At 71.9% G+C, this 20614-nt stretch carries 17 protein-coding genes; 11 read left to right on the plus strand and 6 right to left on the minus strand.

Going from position 1 to position 20614, the window contains the following annotated elements:
- The first annotated feature begins 92 nt into the window (after window positions 1-92).
- The 3 genes from IE140_RS09115 (at window position 93) to IE140_RS09125 (ending at window position 7313) form a co-directional block, all read left to right on the plus strand.
- Complete coding sequence (locus tag IE140_RS09115; RefSeq protein ID WP_032780404.1) at window positions 93-824, plus strand: VIT1/CCC1 transporter family protein; 732 nt, start codon at window positions 93-95, stop codon at window positions 822-824.
- A 476-nt stretch (window positions 825-1300) separates the two neighbouring features.
- Window positions 1301-5860 carry a glutamate synthase large subunit gene (gltB, locus tag IE140_RS09120; protein WP_093442573.1) on the plus strand — a complete coding sequence of 1520 codons (4560 nt, stop codon included), beginning with the start codon at window positions 1301-1303 and terminating at the stop codon, window positions 5858-5860.
- Entirely contained in the window at window positions 5853-7313 is a 1461-nt protein-coding gene (locus tag IE140_RS09125; protein WP_006123778.1) for a glutamate synthase subunit beta, read from the plus strand. The genes gltB and IE140_RS09125 overlap by 8 nt, the downstream gene beginning before the upstream one ends.
- 178 nt (window positions 7314-7491) lie before the next feature.
- Here IE140_RS09125 and IE140_RS09130 read toward each other — a convergent pair whose 3' ends face one another.
- Window positions 7492-8403: a rhomboid family intramembrane serine protease gene (locus IE140_RS09130; protein ID WP_150196321.1), complete on the minus strand. Its 912-nt coding sequence runs from the start codon at window positions 8401-8403 to the stop codon at window positions 7492-7494.
- 154 nt (window positions 8404-8557) lie between these two features.
- Between IE140_RS09130 and IE140_RS09135 the strand changes: the two genes are divergently transcribed.
- From IE140_RS09135 to IE140_RS09145, 3 genes are read left to right on the plus strand one after another with little or no spacing between them, the layout of a single operon-like run.
- Window positions 8558-9310 carry a vWA domain-containing protein gene (locus tag IE140_RS09135; protein ID WP_093442568.1) on the plus strand — a complete coding sequence of 251 codons (753 nt, stop codon included), beginning with the start codon at window positions 8558-8560 and terminating at the stop codon, window positions 9308-9310.
- Window positions 9307-9879 carry a HutD/Ves family protein gene (locus IE140_RS09140; protein ID WP_150196322.1) on the plus strand — a complete coding sequence of 191 codons (573 nt, stop codon included), beginning with the start codon at window positions 9307-9309 and terminating at the stop codon, window positions 9877-9879. Before IE140_RS09135 ends, IE140_RS09140 begins: the two co-directional genes overlap by 4 nt.
- Window positions 9880-9934: 55 nt before the next feature.
- Window positions 9935-10426, plus strand: a complete 492-nt coding sequence (locus IE140_RS09145; RefSeq protein WP_150196323.1) for a pyridoxamine 5'-phosphate oxidase family protein — start codon at window positions 9935-9937, stop codon at window positions 10424-10426.
- A 39-nt stretch (window positions 10427-10465) separates the two neighbouring features.
- Here IE140_RS09145 and IE140_RS09150 read toward each other — a convergent pair whose 3' ends face one another.
- Both IE140_RS09150 and IE140_RS09155 read right to left on the minus strand, forming a co-directional pair.
- A complete protein-coding gene (locus IE140_RS09150; RefSeq protein ID WP_150196324.1) occupies window positions 10466-11524 on the minus strand; it encodes an acyl-CoA dehydrogenase family protein in 1059 nt (352 codons plus the stop codon).
- A complete protein-coding gene (locus IE140_RS09155; protein ID WP_150196325.1) occupies window positions 11524-12669 on the minus strand; it encodes an acyl-CoA dehydrogenase family protein in 1146 nt (381 codons plus the stop codon). Before IE140_RS09155 ends, IE140_RS09150 begins: the two co-directional genes overlap by 1 nt.
- Before the next feature lie 116 nt (window positions 12670-12785).
- Here IE140_RS09155 and IE140_RS09160 point away from each other — a divergent pair, with 116 nt between their 5' ends.
- The 5 genes from IE140_RS09160 (at window position 12786) to IE140_RS09180 (ending at window position 17656) form a co-directional block, all read left to right on the plus strand.
- The gene (locus IE140_RS09160; RefSeq protein ID WP_150196326.1) at window positions 12786-13568 is read left to right on the plus strand and encodes an SDR family oxidoreductase; all 783 of its coding nucleotides are present in this window, start codon (window positions 12786-12788) and stop codon (window positions 13566-13568) included.
- Window positions 13569-13598: 30 nt separating this feature from the next.
- Window positions 13599-14210 carry a TetR/AcrR family transcriptional regulator gene (locus IE140_RS09165; protein WP_189460256.1) on the plus strand — a complete coding sequence of 204 codons (612 nt, stop codon included), beginning with the start codon at window positions 13599-13601 and terminating at the stop codon, window positions 14208-14210.
- 41 nt (window positions 14211-14251) lie between these two features.
- Window positions 14252-15409, plus strand: coding sequence for an acetyl-CoA C-acetyltransferase (locus IE140_RS09170; RefSeq protein WP_150196327.1), 1158 nt, complete (start codon window positions 14252-14254; stop codon window positions 15407-15409).
- Between the two features lie 241 nt (window positions 15410-15650).
- Window positions 15651-15854 carry a cold-shock protein gene (locus IE140_RS09175; RefSeq protein ID WP_006123767.1) on the plus strand — a complete coding sequence of 68 codons (204 nt, stop codon included), beginning with the start codon at window positions 15651-15653 and terminating at the stop codon, window positions 15852-15854.
- Window positions 15855-16039: 185 nt separating this feature from the next.
- Window positions 16040-17656, plus strand: a complete 1617-nt coding sequence (locus IE140_RS09180) for a DEAD/DEAH box helicase (protein WP_189460258.1) — start codon at window positions 16040-16042, stop codon at window positions 17654-17656.
- A 228-nt stretch (window positions 17657-17884) separates the two neighbouring features.
- Here the strand turns inward: IE140_RS09180 and IE140_RS09185 are convergent, their stop codons facing one another.
- From IE140_RS09185 to IE140_RS09195, 3 genes are read right to left on the minus strand one after another with little or no spacing between them, the layout of a single operon-like run.
- Window positions 17885-18985, minus strand: a complete 1101-nt coding sequence (locus IE140_RS09185; protein ID WP_150197826.1) for an NAD(P)H-dependent flavin oxidoreductase — start codon at window positions 18983-18985, stop codon at window positions 17885-17887.
- Window positions 18985-19734, minus strand: a complete 750-nt coding sequence (locus tag IE140_RS09190; protein ID WP_093440023.1) for a CoA-transferase subunit beta — start codon at window positions 19732-19734, stop codon at window positions 18985-18987. Before IE140_RS09190 ends, IE140_RS09185 begins: the two co-directional genes overlap by 1 nt.
- On the minus strand, window positions 19731-20588 hold the full coding sequence (locus IE140_RS09195) for a CoA transferase subunit A (protein ID WP_176741729.1): 858 nt from the start codon (window positions 20586-20588) through the stop codon (window positions 19731-19733). Before IE140_RS09195 ends, IE140_RS09190 begins: the two co-directional genes overlap by 4 nt.
- Between the last annotated feature and the right edge of the window lie 26 nt (window positions 20589-20614).

The raw sequence follows: 20614 nt of genomic DNA on the forward strand, positions 1-20614 counted from the left end.
TGTAGGGCAGCCTTGCCTTGCTGGCGGCGATCCCCCGGAAGGCGTACCTTGGACTTTGTCGAAAGTTGTACTCAGCAGGGGAGAAGTGAGTCGTGGCCCTCATCGTGACCGACGCCGTGGTGCACGAGGCGCACCGGGACAACCACACCCACCGGGATGTCAACGGTGGCTGGCTGCGTCCCGCCGTCTTCGGTGCGATGGACGGCCTGGTCTCCAACCTCGCCCTGATGACCGGCGTCGCCGGCGGGGCGGTCTCCCAGCAGACCATAGTGATCACCGGGCTCGCGGGTCTGGCCGCCGGGGCGTTCTCCATGGCGGCCGGCGAATACACCTCCGTCGCCTCCCAGCGTGAACTGGTCGAGGCCGAGCTGGACGTCGAGCGCCGCGAACTGCGTAAGCACCCCAAGGACGAGATGGCCGAGCTGGCCGCGCTCTACGAGTCCCGGGGCGTGGACGCCCCGCTGGCCCGCGAGGTCGCCCGGCAGCTGTCGCGCGACCCGGAGCAGGCGCTGGAGATCCACGCCCGCGAGGAGCTGGGCATCGACCCCGGCGATCTGCCCTCGCCGCTGGTCGCCGCCGTCTCGTCGTTCGGCGCGTTCGCGTTGGGCGCCCTGCTGCCCGTCCTGCCCTACCTCCTGGGTGCGAGTGCCCTGTGGCCCGCCGTGCTGCTCGCGCTCCTCGGCCTCTTCGCCTGCGGTGCGGTCGTGGCCCGGGTGACGGCCCGCAGCTGGTGGTTCAGCGGACTGCGCCAGCTCGCCCTCGGTGGTGCGGCGGCCGCGATGACGTACGGGCTCGGCACCCTGTTCGGTGTCGCCGTCGGATGACGTGCGCGGGCGGCCCGGTGAGGTGACTTCCCCAGGTGGCCCGGGTGAACGGCGTAACCGGGCCGCCCGAACGGCGCAACCGCTCCGCAACGCGTGTGACGTACGTCTTGGCGCCGCCCACTGGGCGTGACGGGCTCCACAGTCGTAAAATGAGATGCTATGCAGGGCTGCACATAAGTAGCCATTACTCGGTGGTTTCGTTTCCCGTGCCGCCGGGCAAGAGCCGTAAGCACCGCAGGCAACGACGCCTGCTCTCTGCGACTCCCCGGGCGCCGATCGTTCCGACAGCGACCCACCCCCTGGCAAGCCGGTCACCTCTGGTCACCCAGTCACTTCCGGTCACCACGGTGTCCGTATGTTGGAACAAGCCTTCCGCTTCTTGAGAAGCGCCCCATCATGTAACCTGCACGAAATTTCGCAGAGGGCCAACGTCGTCCCTCGGCACCGCAAATGCCACGACGACGACGGGAGAGCCGATGCGTATCGACGCCTGGTCGCCCATGGACGGTCGCCCCGCCCAGCAGGGGATGTACGACCCCCGTAACGAGCACGACGCCTGTGGCGTCGGGTTCGTGGCCACTCTGACCGGTGTGGCCAGCCATGAGCTGGTCGAGCAGGCGCTGACCGTACTGCGCAACCTCGAGCACCGCGGCGCCACCGGCTCCGAGCCCGACTCCGGCGACGGCGCCGGCATCCTCTGTCAGGTCCCGGACGCCTTCCTGCGCGCCGAGACCCCCTTCGAACTTCCCGAGGCCGGCTCGTATGCCGTGGGCATCGCCTTCCTCCCCGCCGACGACTCCACCGAGGCCGTCCGCACGATCGAGAAGATCGCGACCCAGGAGGGCCTGAAGGTCCTCGGCTGGCGCGACGTCCCGGTCACCCCCGAACTCCTCGGCAACGGCGCCCGCGCCACCATGCCCACCTTCCGCCAGGTCTTCGTCGCCGACGGCGAGTCCACCGGCATCGTCCTGGACCGCAAGGCGTTCGTCCTGCGCAAGCGTGCCGAGCGTGAGGCCGGGGTGTACTTCCCCTCGCTCTCCGCCCGCACCCTCGTCTACAAGGGCATGCTCACCACCGGGCAGCTGGAGCCGTTCTTCCCGGACCTCTCCGACCGCCGCTTCGCCTCCACGGTCGCCCTGGTCCACTCCCGGTTCTCCACCAACACCTTCCCGAGCTGGCCGCTGGCCCACCCTTACCGCTTCGTCGCGCACAACGGCGAGATCAACACGGTCAAGGGCAACCGCAACTGGATGAAGGCCCGCGAGTCCCAGCTGGCCTCCGAGCTCTTCGGCCAGGCGCAGCTCGACCGGATCTTCCCCGTCTGCACCCCCGACGCCTCCGACTCGGCCTCCTTCGACGAGGTCCTGGAGCTGCTCCACCTCGGCGGCCGCTCGCTGCCGCACGCCGTGCTGATGATGGTCCCCGAGGCGTGGGAGAACCACGACTCGATGGACCCGGCCCGCCGCGCCTTCTACCAGTACCACTCCGCGATGATGGAGCCCTGGGACGGCCCGGCCTGCGTCACCTTCACCGACGGCGTCCAGGTCGGCGCCGTCCTCGACCGCAACGGACTGCGCCCCGGCCGCTACTGGGTCACCGACGACGGCCTCGTCGTCCTCTCCTCCGAGGTCGGCGTCCTCGACATCGACCCGGCCAAGGTCGTCCGCAAGGGCCGCCTCCAGCCCGGCCGGATGTTCCTCGTCGACACCGCCGAGCACCGCATCATCGAGGACGACGAGATCAAGGCGTCCCTCGCCGCCGAGCAGCCCTACCAGGAGTGGCTGGAGACCGGCGAGATCGAGCTCAGCGACCTGCCCGAGCGTGAGCACATCGTGCACACCCACGCCTCGGTCACCCGCCGCCAGCAGACCTTCGGCTACACCGAGGAAGAGCTGCGCGTCATCCTCGCGCCGATGGCCCGCACCGCCGGCGAACCGCTCGGCTCCATGGGCACCGACTCGCCGATCGCCGCGCTCTCCGAGCGCCCGCGGCTGCTCTTCGACTACTTCACCCAGCTCTTCGCCCAGGTCACCAACCCGCCGCTGGACGCCATCCGCGAGGAGCTCGTCACCTCGCTGCGCTCCTCGCTCGGCCCCCAGGGCAACATCCTGGAGCCGACCGCCGCCGCGGCCCGCAGCGTCACGCTGCCCTTCCCGGTGATCGACAACGACGAGCTCGCCAAGCTGATACACATCAACGCCGACGGCGACATGCCGGGCATGCGGGCCGCCACCCTCTCCGGTCTCTACCGCGTCAGCGGCGGCGGCGACGCGCTCGCCGCGCGGCTCCAGGAGATCTGCGCCGAGGTCGACGCCGCCATAGAGGACGGCGCCCGCCTCATCGTCCTCTCCGACCGGCACTCCGACGCCGAGCACGCGCCGATCCCCTCGCTGCTGCTCACCTCCGCCGTCCACCACCACCTCATCCGCACCAAGCAGCGCACCCAGGTGGGCCTGCTCGTCGAGGCCGGGGACGTCCGCGAGGTCCACCACGTCGCGCTGCTCATCGGTTACGGCGCCGCCGCGGTCAACCCGTACCTCGCGATGGAGTCCGTCGAGGACCTGGTCCGCGCCGGGACGTTCATCGAGAACATCGAGGTCGAGCAGGCCATCCGGAACCTGATCTACGCGCTCGGCAAGGGCGTCCTCAAGGTCATGTCCAAGATGGGCATCTCCACCGTCGCCTCCTACCGCGGCGCCCAGGTCTTCGAGGCCGTCGGCCTCGACGAGGAGTTCGTCGCCACGTACTTCAACGGCACCGCCACCAAGATCGGCGGCGCCGGCCTGGACGTCATCGCCAAGGAGGTCGCCGCCCGGCACACCAAGGCGTACCCCGCCTCCGGCATCGCGGCCTCCCACCGCGCGCTGGAGATCGGCGGCGAGTACCAGTGGCGGCGCGAGGGCGAACCGCACCTGTTCGACCCGGAGACGGTCTTCCGCCTCCAGCACGCCACCCGCAACCGGCGCTACGACATCTTCAAGCAGTACACGGACCGGGTGAACGAGCAGTCCGAGCGCCTCATGACGCTCCGCGGCCTCTTCGGCTTCACCTCGGACCGGGCCCCGATCTCCGTCGACGAGGTCGAGCCCGCCTCCGAGATCGTCAAGCGCTTCTCCACCGGCGCCATGTCGTACGGCTCCATCTCCCGCGAGGCCCACGAGACCCTCGCCATCGCGATGAACCGGCTCGGCGGCAAGTCCAACACCGGCGAGGGCGGCGAGGATCCGGAGCGCCTGTACGACCCGGAGCGCCGCTCCTCCATCAAGCAGGTCGCCTCCGGCCGCTTCGGGGTGACCAGCGAATACCTGGTCAACGCGGACGACATCCAGATCAAGATGGCCCAGGGCGCCAAGCCCGGCGAGGGCGGCCAGCTGCCCGGCCACAAGGTCTACCCGTGGGTCGCCAAGACGCGTCACTCGACGCCCGGCGTCGGCCTCATCTCGCCGCCGCCGCACCACGACATCTACTCCATCGAAGACCTCGCGCAGCTCATCCACGACCTCAAGAACGCGAACCCGGTCGCCCGCATCCACGTGAAGCTGGTCTCCGAGGTCGGCGTCGGCACGGTCGCCGCCGGTGTCTCCAAGGCCCACGCGGACGTCGTCCTCATCTCCGGCCACGACGGCGGAACGGGCGCATCCCCGCTCACCTCCCTCAAGCACGCGGGCGGCCCCTGGGAGCTCGGCCTCGCCGAGACCCAGCAGACCCTGCTGCTCAACGGCCTGCGCGACCGCATCGTCGTGCAGACCGACGGCCAGCTCAAGACCGGCCGCGACGTCGTCATCGCCGCACTGCTCGGCGCCGAGGAGTTCGGTTTCGCGACCGCGCCGCTCGTCGTCTCCGGCTGCGTCATGATGCGCGTCTGCCACCTGGACACCTGCCCGGTCGGCATCGCCACCCAGAACCCGGTGCTCCGCGACCGGTTCTCCGGCAAGGCCGAGTACGTCGTCAACTTCTTCGAGTTCATCGCCGAAGAGGTCCGCGAGATCCTCGCCGAGCTGGGCTTCCGCTCCATCGAGGAGGCCGTCGGCCACGCCGAACTCCTCGACACCGACCGGGCCGTCTCCCACTGGAAGGCGCAGGGCCTCGACCTCGCCCCGCTCTTCCACGTGCCCGAGCTGCCCGAGGGCGCGGTCCGCCACCGGATCATCGAGCAGGACCACGGTCTGACGAAGGCGCTCGACAACCAGCTCATCAAGCTGGCCGCCGACGCGCTCGGCGCCGACAGCCCCGAGGCCGCCCGGCCGGTCCGCGCCCAGGTCGCCATCCGCAACATCAACCGGACCGTCGGCACGATGCTCGGCCACGAGGTGACCAAGAAGTTCGGCGGCCCGGGCCTGCCCGAGGACACCATCGACATCACCTTCACCGGCTCGGCCGGCCAGTCCTTCGGCGCGTTCGTGCCGCGCGGCATCACCCTGCGCCTGGAGGGCGACGCCAACGACTACGTCGGCAAGGGCCTCTCCGGCGGCCGGGTCATCGTCCGCCCGGACCGGGGCGCCGACCACCTCGCCGAGTACTCGACCATCGCCGGCAACACCATCGGCTACGGCGCGACCGGCGGCGAGATCTTCCTCCGCGGTCGCACCGGCGAACGCTTCTGCGTCCGCAACTCCGGGGCGCTCGTCGTCTCCGAAGGCGTCGGCGACCACGGCTGCGAGTACATGACCGGCGGCCACGCCGTCGTCCTCGGCGAGACCGGCCGCAACTTCGCCGCCGGTATGTCGGGCGGTGTCGCGTACGTCATCGACCTCGACCGCGACCAGGTCAACGTCGGCAACCTCGGCGCCGTCGAGGAACTGGACGACACCGACAGGCAGTGGCTGCACGACGTCGTGCGCCGCCACCACGAGGAGACCGGCTCCACCGTCGCCGAGAAGCTCCTCGCCGAGTGGGACACCGCCGTGACCCGCTTCAGCAAGATCATCCCGTCCACGTACAAGGCAGTGCTCGCCGCCAAGGACGCCGCTGAGCTCGCCGGTCTCTCCGAGCAGGAGACCACCGAGAAGATGATGGAGGCGGCGACCCATGGCTGACCCCAAGGGCTTCCTGACCACCGGACGCGAGGTCGCCAAGACCCGCCCCGTGGCCGAGCGCGTGAAGGACTGGAACGAGGTCTACGTTCCGGGCTCGCTGCTCCCGATCATCAGCAAGCAGGCCGGCCGCTGCATGGACTGCGGCATCCCGTTCTGCCACAACGGCTGCCCGCTCGGAAACCTCATCCCCGAGTGGAACGACTACGCCTACCGCGAGGACTGGACCGCCGCGTCCGAGCGGCTCCACGCCACGAACAACTTCCCGGAGTTCACCGGGCGGCTGTGCCCGGCGCCCTGCGAGTCGGCGTGCGTGCTCGGCATCAACCAGCCCGCCGTGACCATCAAGAACGTCGAGGTCTCCATCATCGACAAGGCGTGGGACAGCGGCGACGTCACCCCGCAGCCACCCGAGCGCCTCTCCGGCAAGACCGTCGCCGTCATCGGCTCGGGACCGGCGGGACTCGCCGCCGCCCAGCAGCTGACCCGGGCCGGCCACACCGTCGTCGTCTACGAGCGCGCGGACCGCATCGGGGGCCTCCTGCGCTACGGCATCCCCGAGTTCAAGATGGAGAAGTCGCACATCAACCGCCGCATCGAGCAGATGCGCCTGGAGGGCACCAAGTTCCGTACGGGGGTGGAGATCGGCCAGGACATCGACGCCGCCAAGCTCCGCCGCCGCTACGACGCGGTCGTCATCGCGGCCGGTGCCACCGTCTCCCGCGACCTGCCGGTCCCCGGCCGTGAGCTGAACGGCGTCCACTTCGCGATGGAGTACCTGCCGCTCGCCAACAAGGTGCAGGAGGGCGACCTGACCGTCGCCCCGATCCACGCGGGCGGCAAGCACGTCGTCGTCATCGGCGGCGGCGACACCGGTGCCGACTGCGTGGGCACCGCCCACCGCCAGGGCGCGGCCTCCGTCACCCAGCTGGAGATCATGCCGAAGCCGGGCGAGGACCGGAACGCCAACCAGCCGTGGCCGACCTTCCCGATGCTCTACAAGGTCACCTCCGCGCACGAGGAGGGCGGCGAGCGGGTCTACTCCGTCTCCACCACCCACTTCGAGGGCGACGAGGACGGAAATGTCCAGGCCCTCCACCTGGTCGAGGTCGAGTTCAAGGACGGTAAGCTGGAGCAGAAGCCCGGCACGGAGCGGCGCATCCCCGCGCAGCTCGTCACGCTGGCCATGGGCTTCACCGGAACCGACCAGTCCAACGGTCTGGTCCAGCAGTTCGGCCTGGAGCTCGACCAGCGTGGCAACGTCGCCCGCGACGAGAGCTACGCGACCAACGTCGACGGCGTCTTCGTCGCCGGTGACGCGGGACGCGGCCAGTCGCTGATCGTCTGGGCGATCGCCGAGGGCCGCTCCGCCGCCCGCGGAGTCGACCGCTTCCTGACCGGGACCAGCGCCCTGCCGGCCCCGATCCGCCCGACGGACCGGTCCCTGCTGGTCTGAGCACCACCAGGGTTCCCCCTGGGCCACGCGGCCCGGGGGAGCCCCCTTGATACGTCCCGTACAACGGCGTGCGGAACTGAACGCGGCGCCCGCCTGTCCCCGACCGGACTCAGTGGGCGCCGTGGCGCGTCCGGGGTCAGCTCCTTCGCCGGCCCGGACGCCTCGGCCGAAGGCGGCCTCAGCCGCCCGTCAGCGCCGAGGTCTGCACCGCCACCGCCACGGCGAACAGCCCCAGCAGCACCGCCCCGCCCGCCAGCTGGAGGGGCCCGGTCCGCAGCTTCGCCGGTGCGTAGGCCAGCCCGTACGTCACCAGCGCCCCGGTCAGCAGCCCGCCCAGGTGCCCCTGCCACGAGGTGAACAGCGCCGAGAGCACCATCCAGAGCAGGAACCCGGCCATGAACCGGTTGACGGCCGCCATGTCATGGCCGAGCCGCCGGTGGATGACCCAGTACGCGGCGGCCAGCCCGAAGACCGCACCGGAGGCGCCGACGGTCGAGGTGTCCGGGGCCAGCAGGTACACCAGCACCGAACCGCCCACCGCCGACAGCAGGTACAGCGCCAGATAGCGGGCCCGGCCGAGCTGCCCCTCCACCGCCCGGCCGATGTTCCACAGCGCGAACATGTTGAACAGCAGGTGCATCACCCCGAACGACGCGTCCGGCGGCAGGTGCAGGAACGCCCCGGTCACCAGCCGGTACCACTCGCCGTCCGCGATACCCGTCAGCTCGTAGCCCCGGAAGGTGTCGCCCCGGTAGTAGTACTGCTCGCCGTCCGGCCCGGTGAGCACCGCCCCGAGCACCGCGAACCGGTCCACGATCTCCGGCCGGACCACCTCGCCGAGGTAGACGAGCACGTTGAGCGCCATCAGGACGTACGTCACCACCGGCGCCGCCGCCCGGGACACCGCACCGCCGAAGACCGTACGGGGCTGCCGCACCGACCGCTGCCCCTCCTTCACGCACTCCACGCACTGGTGGCCGACCGAGGCCTCCCGCATGCAGTCCGGGCAGATGTGGCGGTCGCAACGGGTGCAGCGGACATACGCCTCGATGGACGGATGGCGATAACACGTGGTGGCGGCGGCCTCCATGGCCGGCTCCTTCACTGGGGGTGGGCAACGGGGCCGGTGGGGGCGACGGCGATCAAGATAGCGAACCGGGGTGACGGGCCGTGTGCCCGGGGCCCGGCCGTGGCCTAGGCTCGTCACTCCGCGGAACGCGGAACGCCGAGTGGGGGGAGCCGTCATGCGCGGTGTGGACACGGCCGTGGGCAGGAGCGGCCCGGCCATCAGCCTGACCAAGGTCCAGGAGACGGCTCCGGCCCTGGTCAGCCTGTACAAGAGCGCCGGGGTCTCGCTGGAGAAGCACGGTCTGGGCGGTCAACGCGCCGCCGTCTACCTCGTCATCGACTACTCCGGCTCGATGAAGCCCTACTACAAGGACGGCAGCGTCCAGGCGCTCGCCGACCGCGTCCTGGGCCTGTCGTCCCACCTCGACGACGACGGCACGGTCCCCGTCGTCTTCTTCTCCACCGACGTCGACGCGGTCACCGACATCGCTCTCGACAACCACCACGGCCGGATCGAGAAGATCGCGGCGGGCCTCGGCCATATGGGGAAGACGAGCTACCACCTGGCGATGGACGCCGTCATCGACCACTACCTCGACAGCGGCTCCACCGCGCCCGCCCTGGTCATCTTCCAGACGGACGGCGGGCCGATCAACAAGCTCGCCGCCGAACGCTATCTCTGCAAGGCCGCCAAGCTGCCCCTGTTCTGGCAGTTCGTCGGCTTCGGCGACACCCGCAGCAACCAGTTCGACTTCCTGCGCAAGCTCGACGAACTGGCCGTCCCCGCCAAGCGGCCCGTCGACAACGCCGGTTACTTCCACGCGGGCCTCGACCCCCGCAAGGTCCCGGACCGCAAGCTGTACGACCGGCTCGTCGCCGAGTTCCCGCTCTGGCTGGCCGCCGCCCGCGAGCAGGGGATCGTCCGTTGACCGTACGGATCCTGCGCGCCGCCGACCTGACCCCCACCCCCTGGAAGAACGGCGGCGGGCTCACCCGGGAGATCGCCACCGGCCCCGACGGCGCGGGGACCGACGCCTTCGACTGGCGCGTCAGCCTCGCGGACGTCACCGCCGACGGGCCGTTCTCCGCCTTCCCCGGCGTGGACCGCATCCTCACCGTGGTGGAGGGCGCGGGCATGGACCTCCTCGTCGGCGGCGAGCACCACATCGTGGACGAGCCCCTGTGGCCGCACGGATTCCCCGGCGACCTGCCCACCGAGGGCTTCCTGCTGGGCGGCCCCGTCGTCAATCTCAACGTCATGTACCGCAGGGACCGTACGCGGGCGGAGACCGCGGTCGTCTGCGGCACCGTCCGCCTGCTGCCGCCGGAGGGCGGCGCGGTGCTCGCCGTCTCCCTGGACGACGGCGCGGAGCTGGAGAGCGGGGACAGTGGCGGTGTCCGGCTGGACCGCCACGACGCCGTGCTGGCGGCCGGAGAGCCGCCCGGGGTGCTGCGGACGATGGGCCAGGCGGTGCTGATCACCTTCTCGGGCGGGTGAGCGTCCGGGAACAGCCGGGGATATCGGACAGAGGATGTCGGGTATCCCGTGTTCCATGGCGCCCATGACGTCTTCCCCACCCCTCTCCTGGGACGGTTTCGCCACCGCCGAACCCGACTTCGCCGACACCGTCCAGCGCCGCTTCCGCCTCTACAAGCACCACGTCCTCGCCACCCTGCGGAAGGACGGCTCACCCCGGGTCACCGGCCTGGAGGCCGACTTCCGCTTCGGCGAAATGCTGCTCGGCATGATGCCGGACTCGCTCAAGGCCCTGGACCTGCGCCGCGACCCGCGCTTCGCGCTCCACGCCAATCCAGGGCCCGACGCCGAGATGAACGACGGCGACGTCCGGGTCAGCGGCCGGGCCGTGGAGATCACCGACCCCGAGGTGATCGCCCGCTTCGTCGAGGAGGCCACTCCGCCCGAGCCCTTCCACCTCTTCCGGGCCGAGCTGACCGAGGTGGTCCGGATCGGTCTCGACGGCGACTTCCTGGTCATCCAGTCCTGGCGGCCGGGGCAACCGCTGCGCACCGCGCGCCGGAAGTGACCACGGCCCCTGCGGCCGGGTGCCCGGCCGCAGGGGTCCTCACCCCGCCAGCACCCGGGCCCGGCACGCCGACGGCGTCCCCCACGCGTCCCGCAGCGGCCGGGCCCGGCGCAGCCACCACGCCAGGTCCAGCTCCTCGGTGTAGCCGATCGCGCCGTGCAGTTGCAGCGCTGTGCGGGCCGCCGCGTACCCCGCCTCGCCCGCCGTCACCTTCGCCGCCGCGACCGCCGCCCCGGCCCCGGGCGACCCTTCGGCCGATCCCGCTCCTGCCCCGGGCGACCCTTCGGCCGATCCCGCTCCTGCCCCGGGCCGGGAGACCTCCGAGGCCAGCTCCACCGCCGCCCCGTAAAGCAGCGGGCGCGCGAACTCCAGGCCGAGCAGAGTGTCCGCGAGCCGGTGCTTGACCGCCTGGAAGGAGCCGACGGGCACGCCGAACTGGGTGCGCTGCTTCACGTAGGCCACGGTCGCCCGCAGCAGCTCCTCCCCGCAGCCGAGCGCCAGGGCCGCCGTGGCGAAGGCGGCCCAGTCGCCCGCCGCCCGTACCGCTGCCCGTATCGCCGGGCCCTTGGCGACCGGGGCGCCGCCCGGCTCGGGACGGAACAGCCGGCGCGCCGGGTCCGCCGAGGCCGACGGCTCTCCGGGGTCCGGGGCGAGCCGCAGTTCGTCGCCGGACACCGTGAACACCGCGTCCGCCGCGTCCGCGTCCGGGGCGTACGGGCCGTACCCCTCCAGGGTCAGCGAGACCACCGCGGCGCCCGATGCGATCCCCGGCAGCCACTCCTCGGCCACCGGCCCGCCCGCCCCGGCCAGCAGCACCCCGGCCGCCAGGGTCTCCGCGACCGGTCCCGGCACCGCGTGCCGACCCAGCTCGACGCAGGCGACGGCCGCCTCCACGGGCAGCGGCCCGACACCCCCGTACGCCTCCGGGACCGCCAGCGCGAACACCCCTGCGTCCGCGAGCCGCCCCCACAGGGCCCGCCCCGGACCGTGGTCCCCGGCCGCCCACGCCCGCAGGACCGCCGGGGTGTCCGCCGCCGTCAGCAGCGCGTCCAGGGACCGCCCGAACTCCCGCTGTTCGTCGGTGAGCAGAAAACGCATCAGCGCCGTCCCTTCGGCAGGCCGAGCAGCCGCTCGGCGATGATGTCGCGCTGGATCTCGTTCGTCCCGGCGTAGATCGGCCCGGCGAGCGCGAAGACGTACCCCTCCCCCCACGCGGTGTCCGCCACCTCCGCGTCCGGGCCCAGCAGGTCGAGCGCCGTCTCGTGCAGCGCGATGTCGTAACGCGACCAGAACACCTTGTTCAGGCTGGACTCCGGCCCGAGCGTCGCACCCGCCGCGAACCGCGCCGCCGAGACGGCCGTGAACAGCCGGTACGCCCGCGCCCCGATCACCGCGTCCGCCACCCGGTCCCGTAGCGCCGTGTCCGCCGGGTCGCCCGCTTCCCGCCACAGCTCGCGCAGCCGGTCGGCGGCGGCCAGGAAACGGCCGGGGGCGCGGAGGGTGAGCCCGCGCTCGTCGCCGGTCGCCGACATGGCGATGTGCCAGCCCTGCCCCGGCTCCCCGATGACGTCCTCGTCCGGTACGAAGACCTCGTCGAGGAAGATCTCGGCGAATGCGGGCTTCCCGTCCAGCCGCCCGATCGGACGGACCGTCACCCCGGTGTCCCGCAGCCCGAACATCAGATACGTCAGCCCCTGATGCGGCTTCGCGGCCCCCGGGTCCGTACGGAAGATCCCGAACGCCCGGTCCGCGAACGCCGCCCGTGAGGACCACGTCTTCTGTCCCGACAGCAGCCAGCCGCCCTCCGTCCGCACCGCCCGCGACCGCAGCGCCGCCAGGTCCGACCCGGCCTCCGGCTCCGACCAGGCCTGCGCCCAGACCACCTCGCCGCTCGCCATCGGTCCCAGCACCCTGGCCCGCTGCTCTGCCGTGCCGTGGGCGAGGAGGGTTGGGGCGAGCAGGCTGATTCCGTTCTGCGAGACCCGGCCCGGCGCGCCCGCCGCCCAGTACTCCTCCTCGAACGCCAGCCAGCCGAAGAGATCCGCGCCCCGGCCCCCGTACTCCTCGGGCCAGGAGACCGCCGACCACCGCCCGGAGTGCAGCAGCGCCTCCCACTCCCGGTGCGCGGCGAACCCCTCCTCGGTCTCCAGGGAGGGGAGCGGCCGGGCCGGTACGTGCTCCCGGAGCCAGGCGCGGGCCTCCGCCCGCAGCGCCCCGGTCCGTGCTGTCTGCTCCAGATCCATGAGGGTCTGCCTTCCGGTGCCGCACCGCCGACTGTTCCCTAACAAGTGTTTGGTAGGTTAACGTACGGCTCAAGCACCGTCGAGAAGTCATGCCGAGGAGCCAGGGGGACGGGCCGATGAGCGCACCGCCGTATCTGCCGGGACACGGACTGCTGGCCGGCCGCACCGCCGTCGTCACCGCCGCCGCCGGAGCCGGGATCGGCGGCGCCACCGCCCGCCGCTTCCTGGAGGAAGGCGCCCGCGTCGTCATCAGCGACGCCCACCCCCGGCGGCTGAAGGAGAGCGCCCACTCCCTCGCCGACGCCTTCGGCCCCGACAGCGTCTCCGCCCTGACCTGCGACGTCACCGACGAGGACCAGGTCGCCGCCCTCTTCGCACACACCGAGCGCACCCACGGCGGCCTCGACATCGTCGTCAACAACGCCGGACTCGGCGGCACCGCCGAACTCACCGAGATGACCGACGACCAGTGGACGAAGATCCTCGACGTCACCCTGAACGGCACCTTCCGCTGCACCCGCGCCGCCCTCCGCTCCCTCAGAACCGGCGGACGCGGCGGAGTCGTCGTCAACAACGCCTCCGTCGTCGGCTGGCGCGCCCAGCGCGGCCAGGCCCACTACGCCGCCGCCAAGGCCGGCGTCATGGCCCTCACCCGCTGCGCCGCCGTCGAGGCCGCCGACTACGGCGTACGCGTCAACGCCGTCGCCCCCAGCCTCGCCATGCACCCCCACCTCGCCAAGGTCACCTCCGCCGGACTCCTCGCCGAACTCACCGCGAAGGAGGCCTTCGGCCGGTACGCCGAACCCTGGGAGGTCGCCAACGTCATCGTCTTCCTCGCCAGCGGCTACTCCTCGTACATGACCGGCGAGGTCGTCCCCGTCAGCAGCCAGCATGCGTGAACACACAGGCCGTGGAAGGACAATGGCCGGGTGTCTACCAAGAAGAAGCCCCAGGTGACCCCCACGCCGGAGCGACGCCGGGAACTGCTCGCCACCGCCGCCGAGGTCTTCGCCGCCCAGGGATACAACGCCACCACCGTGCGCCGCATCGCCGACGAGGCCGGGATGCTCGCGGGCAGCCTCTACTACCACTTCGATTCCAAGGAATCGATGCTCGACGAGATCCTCTCCACCTTCCTCGACGAGCTCTGGCAGGGCTACGACGAGGTCCTGGCAGCCGGCCTCGGCCCCCGCGAGACCATCGAGGCCCTGGTCACCGAGTCCTTCCGGGAGATCGACCGGCACCGCCCCGCCGTCGCGATCTACCAGAAGGAGTCCAGGCACCTCGCCACCCAGCCGCGCTTCGCCTACCTCGCCGACTCGCAGACCAAGTTCGAGAAGGCCTGGCTCGGCACCCTGGAACGCGGCGTCACCGAAGGCGTCTTCCGCGACGACCTCGACATCCGCCTCACCTACCGCTTCGTCCGCGACACCGTCTGGGTCGCCGCCTCCTGGTACCGGCCCGGCGGACACCACAGCCCCGAGGAGATCGCCCGCCAGTACCTCTCGATGGTGCTGGACGGCATTGCTTTGCGCGCCTAGGGGGTCTTTTGCCCTCTCCTGACGACCGAGGAGCAGCAGCCATGACCGAGGCCTACATCGTCGAAGCCGTACGCACCCCCGTCGGACGGCGCGGAGGAGGCCTCGGGGCCGTCCACCCCGCCGACCTCGGCGCCCATGTGCTGCGCGAGCTGATCGCCCGCTCGGGCGTCGACCCGGCGGCCGTCGAGGACGTCGTCTTCGGCTGCCTCGACACCGTCGGACCGCAGGCCGGCGACATCGCCCGTACGTCATGGCTCGCCGCCGGACTGCCCGAGGAGGTCCCCGGCGTCACCGTCGACCGGCAGTGCGGATCCTCCCAGCAGGCCCTCCACTTCGCCGCCCAGGGAGTCCTCTCCGGCACCCAGGACCTCGTCGTCGCGGGCGGCACCCAGAACATGACCCAGATCCCCATCGCCTTCGCCGCCCGGCAGGCCGCCGAACCCCTCGGCCTCACCCAGGGGCCGTACGCGGGCAGCGAGGGCTGGCGCGCCCGCTACGGCGACGCCCCCGTCAACCAGTTCCACGGCGCCCAGCTCATCGCCGAGAAGTGGGGCATCAGCCGCCGCGACATGGAGGAGTTCGCCCTCGCCTCCCACCGGCGGGCCGTCCGCGCCCTCGACGAGGGCCGCTTCGCCCGCGAGACCGTCGCGTACGGGGACGTCACCGCCGACGAGGGGCCGCGCCGCGACACCACCCTGGAGAAAATGGCCGGTCTCCACCCCGTCGTCGAGGGCGGCACCATCACCGCCGCCTGCTCCTCCCAGGTCTCCGACGGGGCCGCCGCCCTGCTCATCGCCTCCGAACGGGCCGTCGCCGAACACGGCCTCACCCCCCGCGCCCGCATCCACCACCTGTCCGTACGGGGCGAGGACCCCATCCGGATGCTCTCGGCCCCCATCCCCGCCACGGCGTACGCCCTGAAGAAGACCGGCCTCACCCTCGACGCCATCGACCTCGTCGAGATCAACGAAGCGTTCGCCCCCGTCGTCCTCGCCTGGCTGAAAGAGACCGGCGCCGACCCCGAGCGGGTCAACGTCAACGGCGGGGCCATCGCCCTGGGCCACCCGCTCGGCGCCACCGGCGCCCGGCTCATGACGACCCTGCTCCACGAACTGGAACGCACCGGCGGCCGCTACGGGCTCCAGACCATGTGCGAGGGCGGCGGACAGGCCAACGTCACCATCGTCGAGCGGCTCTGAGCACCGGGCGCCGACCCGCGACGCCCCGCGGCGGCGTGTCAAGATCCACCGCCGCGGGGGAGGTCGTGCTAGGGTGGTCAGCGTTGCAGTTTTGGTACCCATGAACTTTATGTGCGCCTGACGGAAATGCTTCGTCAGGCGCTTTATTGTTTTCCGGCTTTCTCCGGATGGGGCTCAATGCGGCGACTTGGAATTCGTAAAGTGCGGATTTCCGGCACTGCACCTGTTTTAGGAGAATGACATGGCCACCGGCACCGTGAAGTGGTTCAACTCGGAAAAGGGCTTCGGCTTCATCGAGCAGGACGGCGGCGGCGCCGACGTCTTCGCCCACTACTCCAACATCAACGCCTCCGGCTTCCGTGAGCTGCAGGAGGGCCAGAAGGTCTCCTTCGACGTCACGCAGGGCCAGAAGGGCCCGCAGGCGGAGAACATCGTCCCGGCCTAATCGCCGGACGCGTACCTCGCTGACCGGGGCCCGCACCGTGAAGGTGCGGGCCCCGGTTTGTGCTGTCCGAGCAAACAAGCCGTTCTGTGCGCACATCCTGGGGGCGCACGGGGAACGGCTGGGCCGCACATCGCAGTAACCCATTCGGCAGTTGCCCAGGAATCCCCCCAGGAGGGCAATTCCGTATGACCAGCTCCGAACGCTCCGAACGCCAGGACCGCACCCCCCGCTCCCGACCGGCCCGTGGCCGGGGCCGCGGCCAGGGCGCCGGCTCCCAGGCCCCCGCGAACGGCCGGGGCGGCGCGCCCCGCTCCCGCAACCAGGGCGGCTCCAAGCCCGCGGCCCGCCGCAAGCCCGCCGTCGCGGCACCCGCCGAGTTCGCGCTGCCGGAGACCGTGACCCCCGTGCTGCCGTCCGTCGACGCCTTCGCGGACCTGGACATGCCCGCCGCGCTGCTGAAGACCCTCGCCGCGCAGGGCGTCACCGAGCCGTTCCCGATCCAGGGCGCGACCCTGCCGAACTCGCTGGCCGGCCGCGACATCCTCGGCCGGGGCCGCACCGGCTCCGGAAAGACCCTCGCCTTCGGCCTCGCCCTGCTGGCCCGGACCGCCGGCCGCCGCAGCGAGCCGCGCGCCCCGCTCGCCATGGTCCTCGTCCCGACCCGCGAGCTGGCCCAGCAGGTCACCGACGCGCTGACCCCGTACGCGACCGCCGTGAACCTGCGGCTCGCCACCGTCGTCGGCGGCATGTCGATCACCAAGCAGTCCGCCACCCTGCGGCGCGGCGCCGAAGTGCTCGTCGCCACCCCGGGCCGGCTCAAGGACCTCATCGAGCGCGGCGACTGCCGGTTGGACCAGGTCGCCATCACCGTCCTCGACGAGGCCGACCAGATGGCCGACATGGGCTTCATGCCGCAGGTCGTCGCCCTGCTCAAGCAGGTCGAGGCGGACGGCCAGCGGATGCTGTTCTCCGCGACCCTCGACAAGAACATCGACCGGCTCGTCAAGATGTTCCTCACCGACCCGGTCGTGCACTCCGTCGACCCGTCCGCCGGTGCGGTCACCACGATGGAGCACCACGTCCTCCACGTCCTGGACGAGACCGACAAGAAGGCCGTCGCCACGAAGATCGCCGCCCGCGACGGCCGGGTGATCATGTTCGTCGACACCAAGCGCGCCGCCGACCGCTTCGCCAAGCGGCTGCTCGCCAGCGGCGTCCGGGCGGCCGCCCTGCACGGCGGGCGCTCCCAGCCGCAGCGCAACCGGACGCTGGACCAGTTCAAGAACGGCCAGGTCACCGCGCTCGTCGCGACGAACGTCGCGGCCCGCGGCATCCACGTCGACGACCTCGACCTGGTCGTCAACGTGGACCCGCCGACCGACCACAAGGACTACCTGCACCGGGGTGGGCGCACGGCGCGCGCCGGGGAGTCCGGCAGCGTCGTCACGCTGGTGCTGCCCGACGAGAAGCGCGAGATGAACCGGCTGATGCAGGACGCGGGTATCGCGCCGCGGACGACCCGGGTCACGTCCAGCGACGAGGAACTGAGCCGGATCACGGGCGCCCGTGAGCCGTCGGGCGTCGCGATCGTGATCGAGGTCCCGCAGCCGACGCCGCCGAAGCAGCGGACCCGGTCGGGGTCGGGCTCCGGCTCCGGCGGGGGAGCGGTGCGCTCCGGGAGCCGGGGGCGGGGGCGGCGGGGATCGGGTACCGGTGCCGGTACCGGAGCGCAGGGCGGTGCGGCACGCTCCGGTGCGCCTGCCCGTTCCGGCGCCCCTGCGCGGCGCCGCCGGGCCGCGTAGGCGGCACTTCAAGCCGCCTGACGGTTGCGGACCGGGGGCACTTCAAGCCGTCCGGCGATTGAGGCCCGGGGTCCGGGGCAGAGCCCCGAAAGCCCCGGGACGGGGCTTTGTCCTCAATCGCCGGACGGGCTGGAATGTGGCCGCCCGGTCCTCGGCCCGGCTACAGACGTCCTCAATCGCCGGACGGGCTTGATGTGCCCCGGTCCGAGGCCTCGGGCAAAGGCGTCCTCAATCGCCGGACGGGCTTGAAGGGGTGGCCCGTGCCTCAAGCGGCGGGCGGGACATCACGCCCAGGGCCGCGCAAGTCGCCTCCGCGTCCGCCATCACCCGCTCCACCAGCCCCGCCACACTCGGCAGGTCCTCGATCAGGGCCGCCACCTGACCCGAGGCCATGATCCCGAGGTCCGTCCGGCCCTCCACCATCGCCGCCCTCAGCAGCATCGGCGTGTTCGCCGCCAGCAGCACCTGGCTCCAGCTCAGCTCCTTGCCGTGCCGCATCGCCAGCCCGTCCCGGACCATGTCCGGCCAGCTCAGGCCGGACAGCCTGCGGAAGCGGGACGCCCGCCGCACCGCCCCGTACAGGGAGCGCAGCCGGCCCGTGCCGCCCTCCAGTTCCGCCACCATCTCCGTACGGAGCATCCGGTGCGGCAGCCCGTCCACCGCCCGCGTCAGCGTGATGTCCTTCGCGGTCGCCGCCAGGTAGCGGGCCTTCACCGTGTCCGGGACCGTCGAGTCCGAGGTGAGGAGGAAGCGCGTCCCCATCGCGACCCCCGCCGCCCCGTACGCCAGCGCCGCCGCCAGGCCCCGGCCGTCGTGGAAGCCGCCCGCCGCGACCACCGGGATGTCCACCGCGTCCGCCACCTGCGGCAGCAGGACCGTGGTGGCGACCTCGCCCGTGTGGCCGCCGCCCTCCCCGCCCTGCACGATCACCGCGTCCGCACCCCACGCCGCGACCTTCTCCGCATGCCGCCGGGCCCCCACCGACGGGACGACGAGAACGCCCGCCTCCTTCAGCTCCGCGATCAGCTCCCTCGACGGGGCGAGCGCGAACGACGCCACCCGGACGCCCTCCTCGACGATGATCCGCACCCGCTCCCGGGCGTCCCCCGCGTCCGCCCGCAGGTTCACCCCGAACGGCGCATCGGTCCGGGACCTCACCTCCCGTACGGCGGAACGCAGTTGCTCCGGCGTCATGGTCGCCGAGGCCAGGATGCCGAGCGCCCCGGCCCGTGCGGTCGCGGTGACCAGGCGGGGGCCCGCCACCCAGCCCATCCCGGTCTGCACGATCGGATGCCGGACGCCGACGAGGTCGGTCAGGGCGGTGCGCATCAGGCCCTGACCTCCCGGTCCCGGGTGCGGGCCGGGTCGATGACCTCGCGGATCAGGGCGAGTTCGGCGGGGGAGGGGTCGCGGGTGCACGGAACGTCGGCGGGGACCGTGAGCGCGAAGCCCGTCGCCTCGCGGACCTGGTCGACCGTGACGCCGGGGTGGAGGGAGGCCAGCCGCATCGAACGGTCCGGCGTCGCGAAGTCGAAGACCCCGAGATCGCTCACGACCCGGGGGATGCGGTGGAAGCGGCCGGCCGACGGACCCGCCGCCCGCGCACTGTCGTACCCGACGCCGCAGATCATGTCGACGCGTTCCACGAAGACCCGGGGGGAGTGCCGGGGGATCCAGTAACTCACCGGGTTGTTAAGGGTGTTGACCGGTGCTCCGCGTACGCCCAGGAGCTGGCGGGCCGGCTGCTCCCAGTCGCCGATGCAGGAGATGTTCTGGTTGCCGAACCGGTCGATCTGGCTCGCGCCCATCATCACGTGCCGCCGTCCGCCCGTCACGAGGGCCAGATGCCTGCGGTAGGGCAGCCAGCCCTCCGGCTCGCCGTCCGGCCCGACGAGTGTCGCCTCACCGTCCGTGAGCAGCAGATCGGGGGCGAAGGCCAGCCGCGCCAGCCGGGCCCCGACCGACGGCACCGCGCCCATCGGACTGGCCAGGATCTCCCCGTCGCCCCGCCAGGCCTCCGCGCAGGCGATCACGCAGTACTCGGCACGGGTGACGCTCTCCACGGCGGACGCGTTCACTTCTGCTCCTCGTGCCAGATCCGGACGGCTTCCCGGTAGCTCTTCTCGTCCCCGTCCGGAGGCAGGAAGCGCGCCGCGAAATCCGCCCAGGCCACGGGGTCCGCCGCCGCGGCCGCGTACGCCTTCTGGAACGGCTCGTCGCGCGGATGGTCGGGTACGCAGGAGGTGAAGTGCGCCCCGCCGGGTGTTTCCACGACACCGGTGACGCAGTGCCGTTGGACGAGGAGGGTCGGCAGTGCCCCCGTATTCCCGGTCAACTCCCGCGTGTCCACCAGGCGTTCACAGGAGACGTACGCCGTGTCCGCCGCCTCGCAGAACAGGTCGTCGAAGTACGGGTCGGGGCCCAGGTACTGGCCGTTGCCGAGCCGGTCCGCCCGGTTGAGGTGGACCAGCGCCGCGTCCATCCGCAGGGCGGGCGCCGCGACGAACTCCTCCCCGTCCTCGTACGGCGAAGTCACCGTCCGCAGCTCCGGGTTGACCCGCATGACGTCAGATCCGAGCCCCGCTCGCACCGGCAGGAACGGCAGCCGGTTCGCCGCCGCGTGCAGCCCCCACATGAACATCGCCTCGTCGATCTCCGTCAGCGCGAACGCGCCGCGCTGCCGGGCCGCCCGGTAGTGCGGCTCCAGGGGGATGGAGTCGAGCGTCACGAACGCCGTGACCAGGCGGCGGATCCGCCCCGCCGCAGCGAGCAGACCGACGTCCGGGCCGCCGTAGGAGATCACCGTGAGGTCGGTGACCGATGACCGGAGCAGCGCCCTGACCAGGGCCATCGGCTTGCGGCGCGACCCCCAGCCGCCGATCCCGATCGTCATCCCGCTGCTCAGCCGGTCGACGACCTCCTCAAGCGTCATCGTCTTGTCGCGCGTGGGCGGGGCAG

The organism is Streptomyces parvus, assembly GCF_014648875.1.
GTDB lineage: Bacteria > Actinomycetota > Actinomycetes > Streptomycetales > Streptomycetaceae > Streptomyces > Streptomyces parvus.

Excerpts from the sequence above, each read along its gene's own strand:
- gltB (WP_093442573.1), top strand. The coding sequence starts at position 1,301 with ATGCGTATCGACGCCTGGTCGCCCATGGACGGTCGCCCCGCCCAGCAG.
- IE140_RS09125 (WP_006123778.1), top strand. The coding sequence starts at position 5,853 with ATGGCTGACCCCAAGGGCTTCCTGACCACCGGACGCGAGGTCGCCAAG.
- IE140_RS09130 (WP_150196321.1), bottom strand. The coding sequence starts at position 8,403 with ATGGAGGCCGCCGCCACCACGTGTTATCGCCATCCGTCCATCGAGGCG.
- IE140_RS09135 (WP_093442568.1), top strand. The coding sequence starts at position 8,558 with ATGCGCGGTGTGGACACGGCCGTGGGCAGGAGCGGCCCGGCCATCAGC.
- IE140_RS09145 (WP_150196323.1), top strand. The coding sequence starts at position 9,935 with ATGGCGCCCATGACGTCTTCCCCACCCCTCTCCTGGGACGGTTTCGCC.
- IE140_RS09150 (WP_150196324.1), bottom strand. The coding sequence starts at position 11,524 with ATGCGTTTTCTGCTCACCGACGAACAGCGGGAGTTCGGGCGGTCCCTG.
- IE140_RS09155 (WP_150196325.1), bottom strand. The coding sequence starts at position 12,669 with ATGGATCTGGAGCAGACAGCACGGACCGGGGCGCTGCGGGCGGAGGCC.
- IE140_RS09160 (WP_150196326.1), top strand. The coding sequence starts at position 12,786 with ATGAGCGCACCGCCGTATCTGCCGGGACACGGACTGCTGGCCGGCCGC.
- IE140_RS09170 (WP_150196327.1), top strand. The coding sequence starts at position 14,252 with ATGACCGAGGCCTACATCGTCGAAGCCGTACGCACCCCCGTCGGACGG.
- IE140_RS09175 (WP_006123767.1), top strand. The coding sequence starts at position 15,651 with ATGGCCACCGGCACCGTGAAGTGGTTCAACTCGGAAAAGGGCTTCGGC.
- IE140_RS09180 (WP_189460258.1), top strand. The coding sequence starts at position 16,040 with ATGACCAGCTCCGAACGCTCCGAACGCCAGGACCGCACCCCCCGCTCC.
- IE140_RS09185 (WP_150197826.1), bottom strand. The coding sequence starts at position 18,985 with ATGCGCACCGCCCTGACCGACCTCGTCGGCGTCCGGCATCCGATCGTG.
- IE140_RS09195 (WP_176741729.1), bottom strand. The coding sequence starts at position 20,588 with ATGACGCTTGAGGAGGTCGTCGACCGGCTGAGCAGCGGGATGACGATC.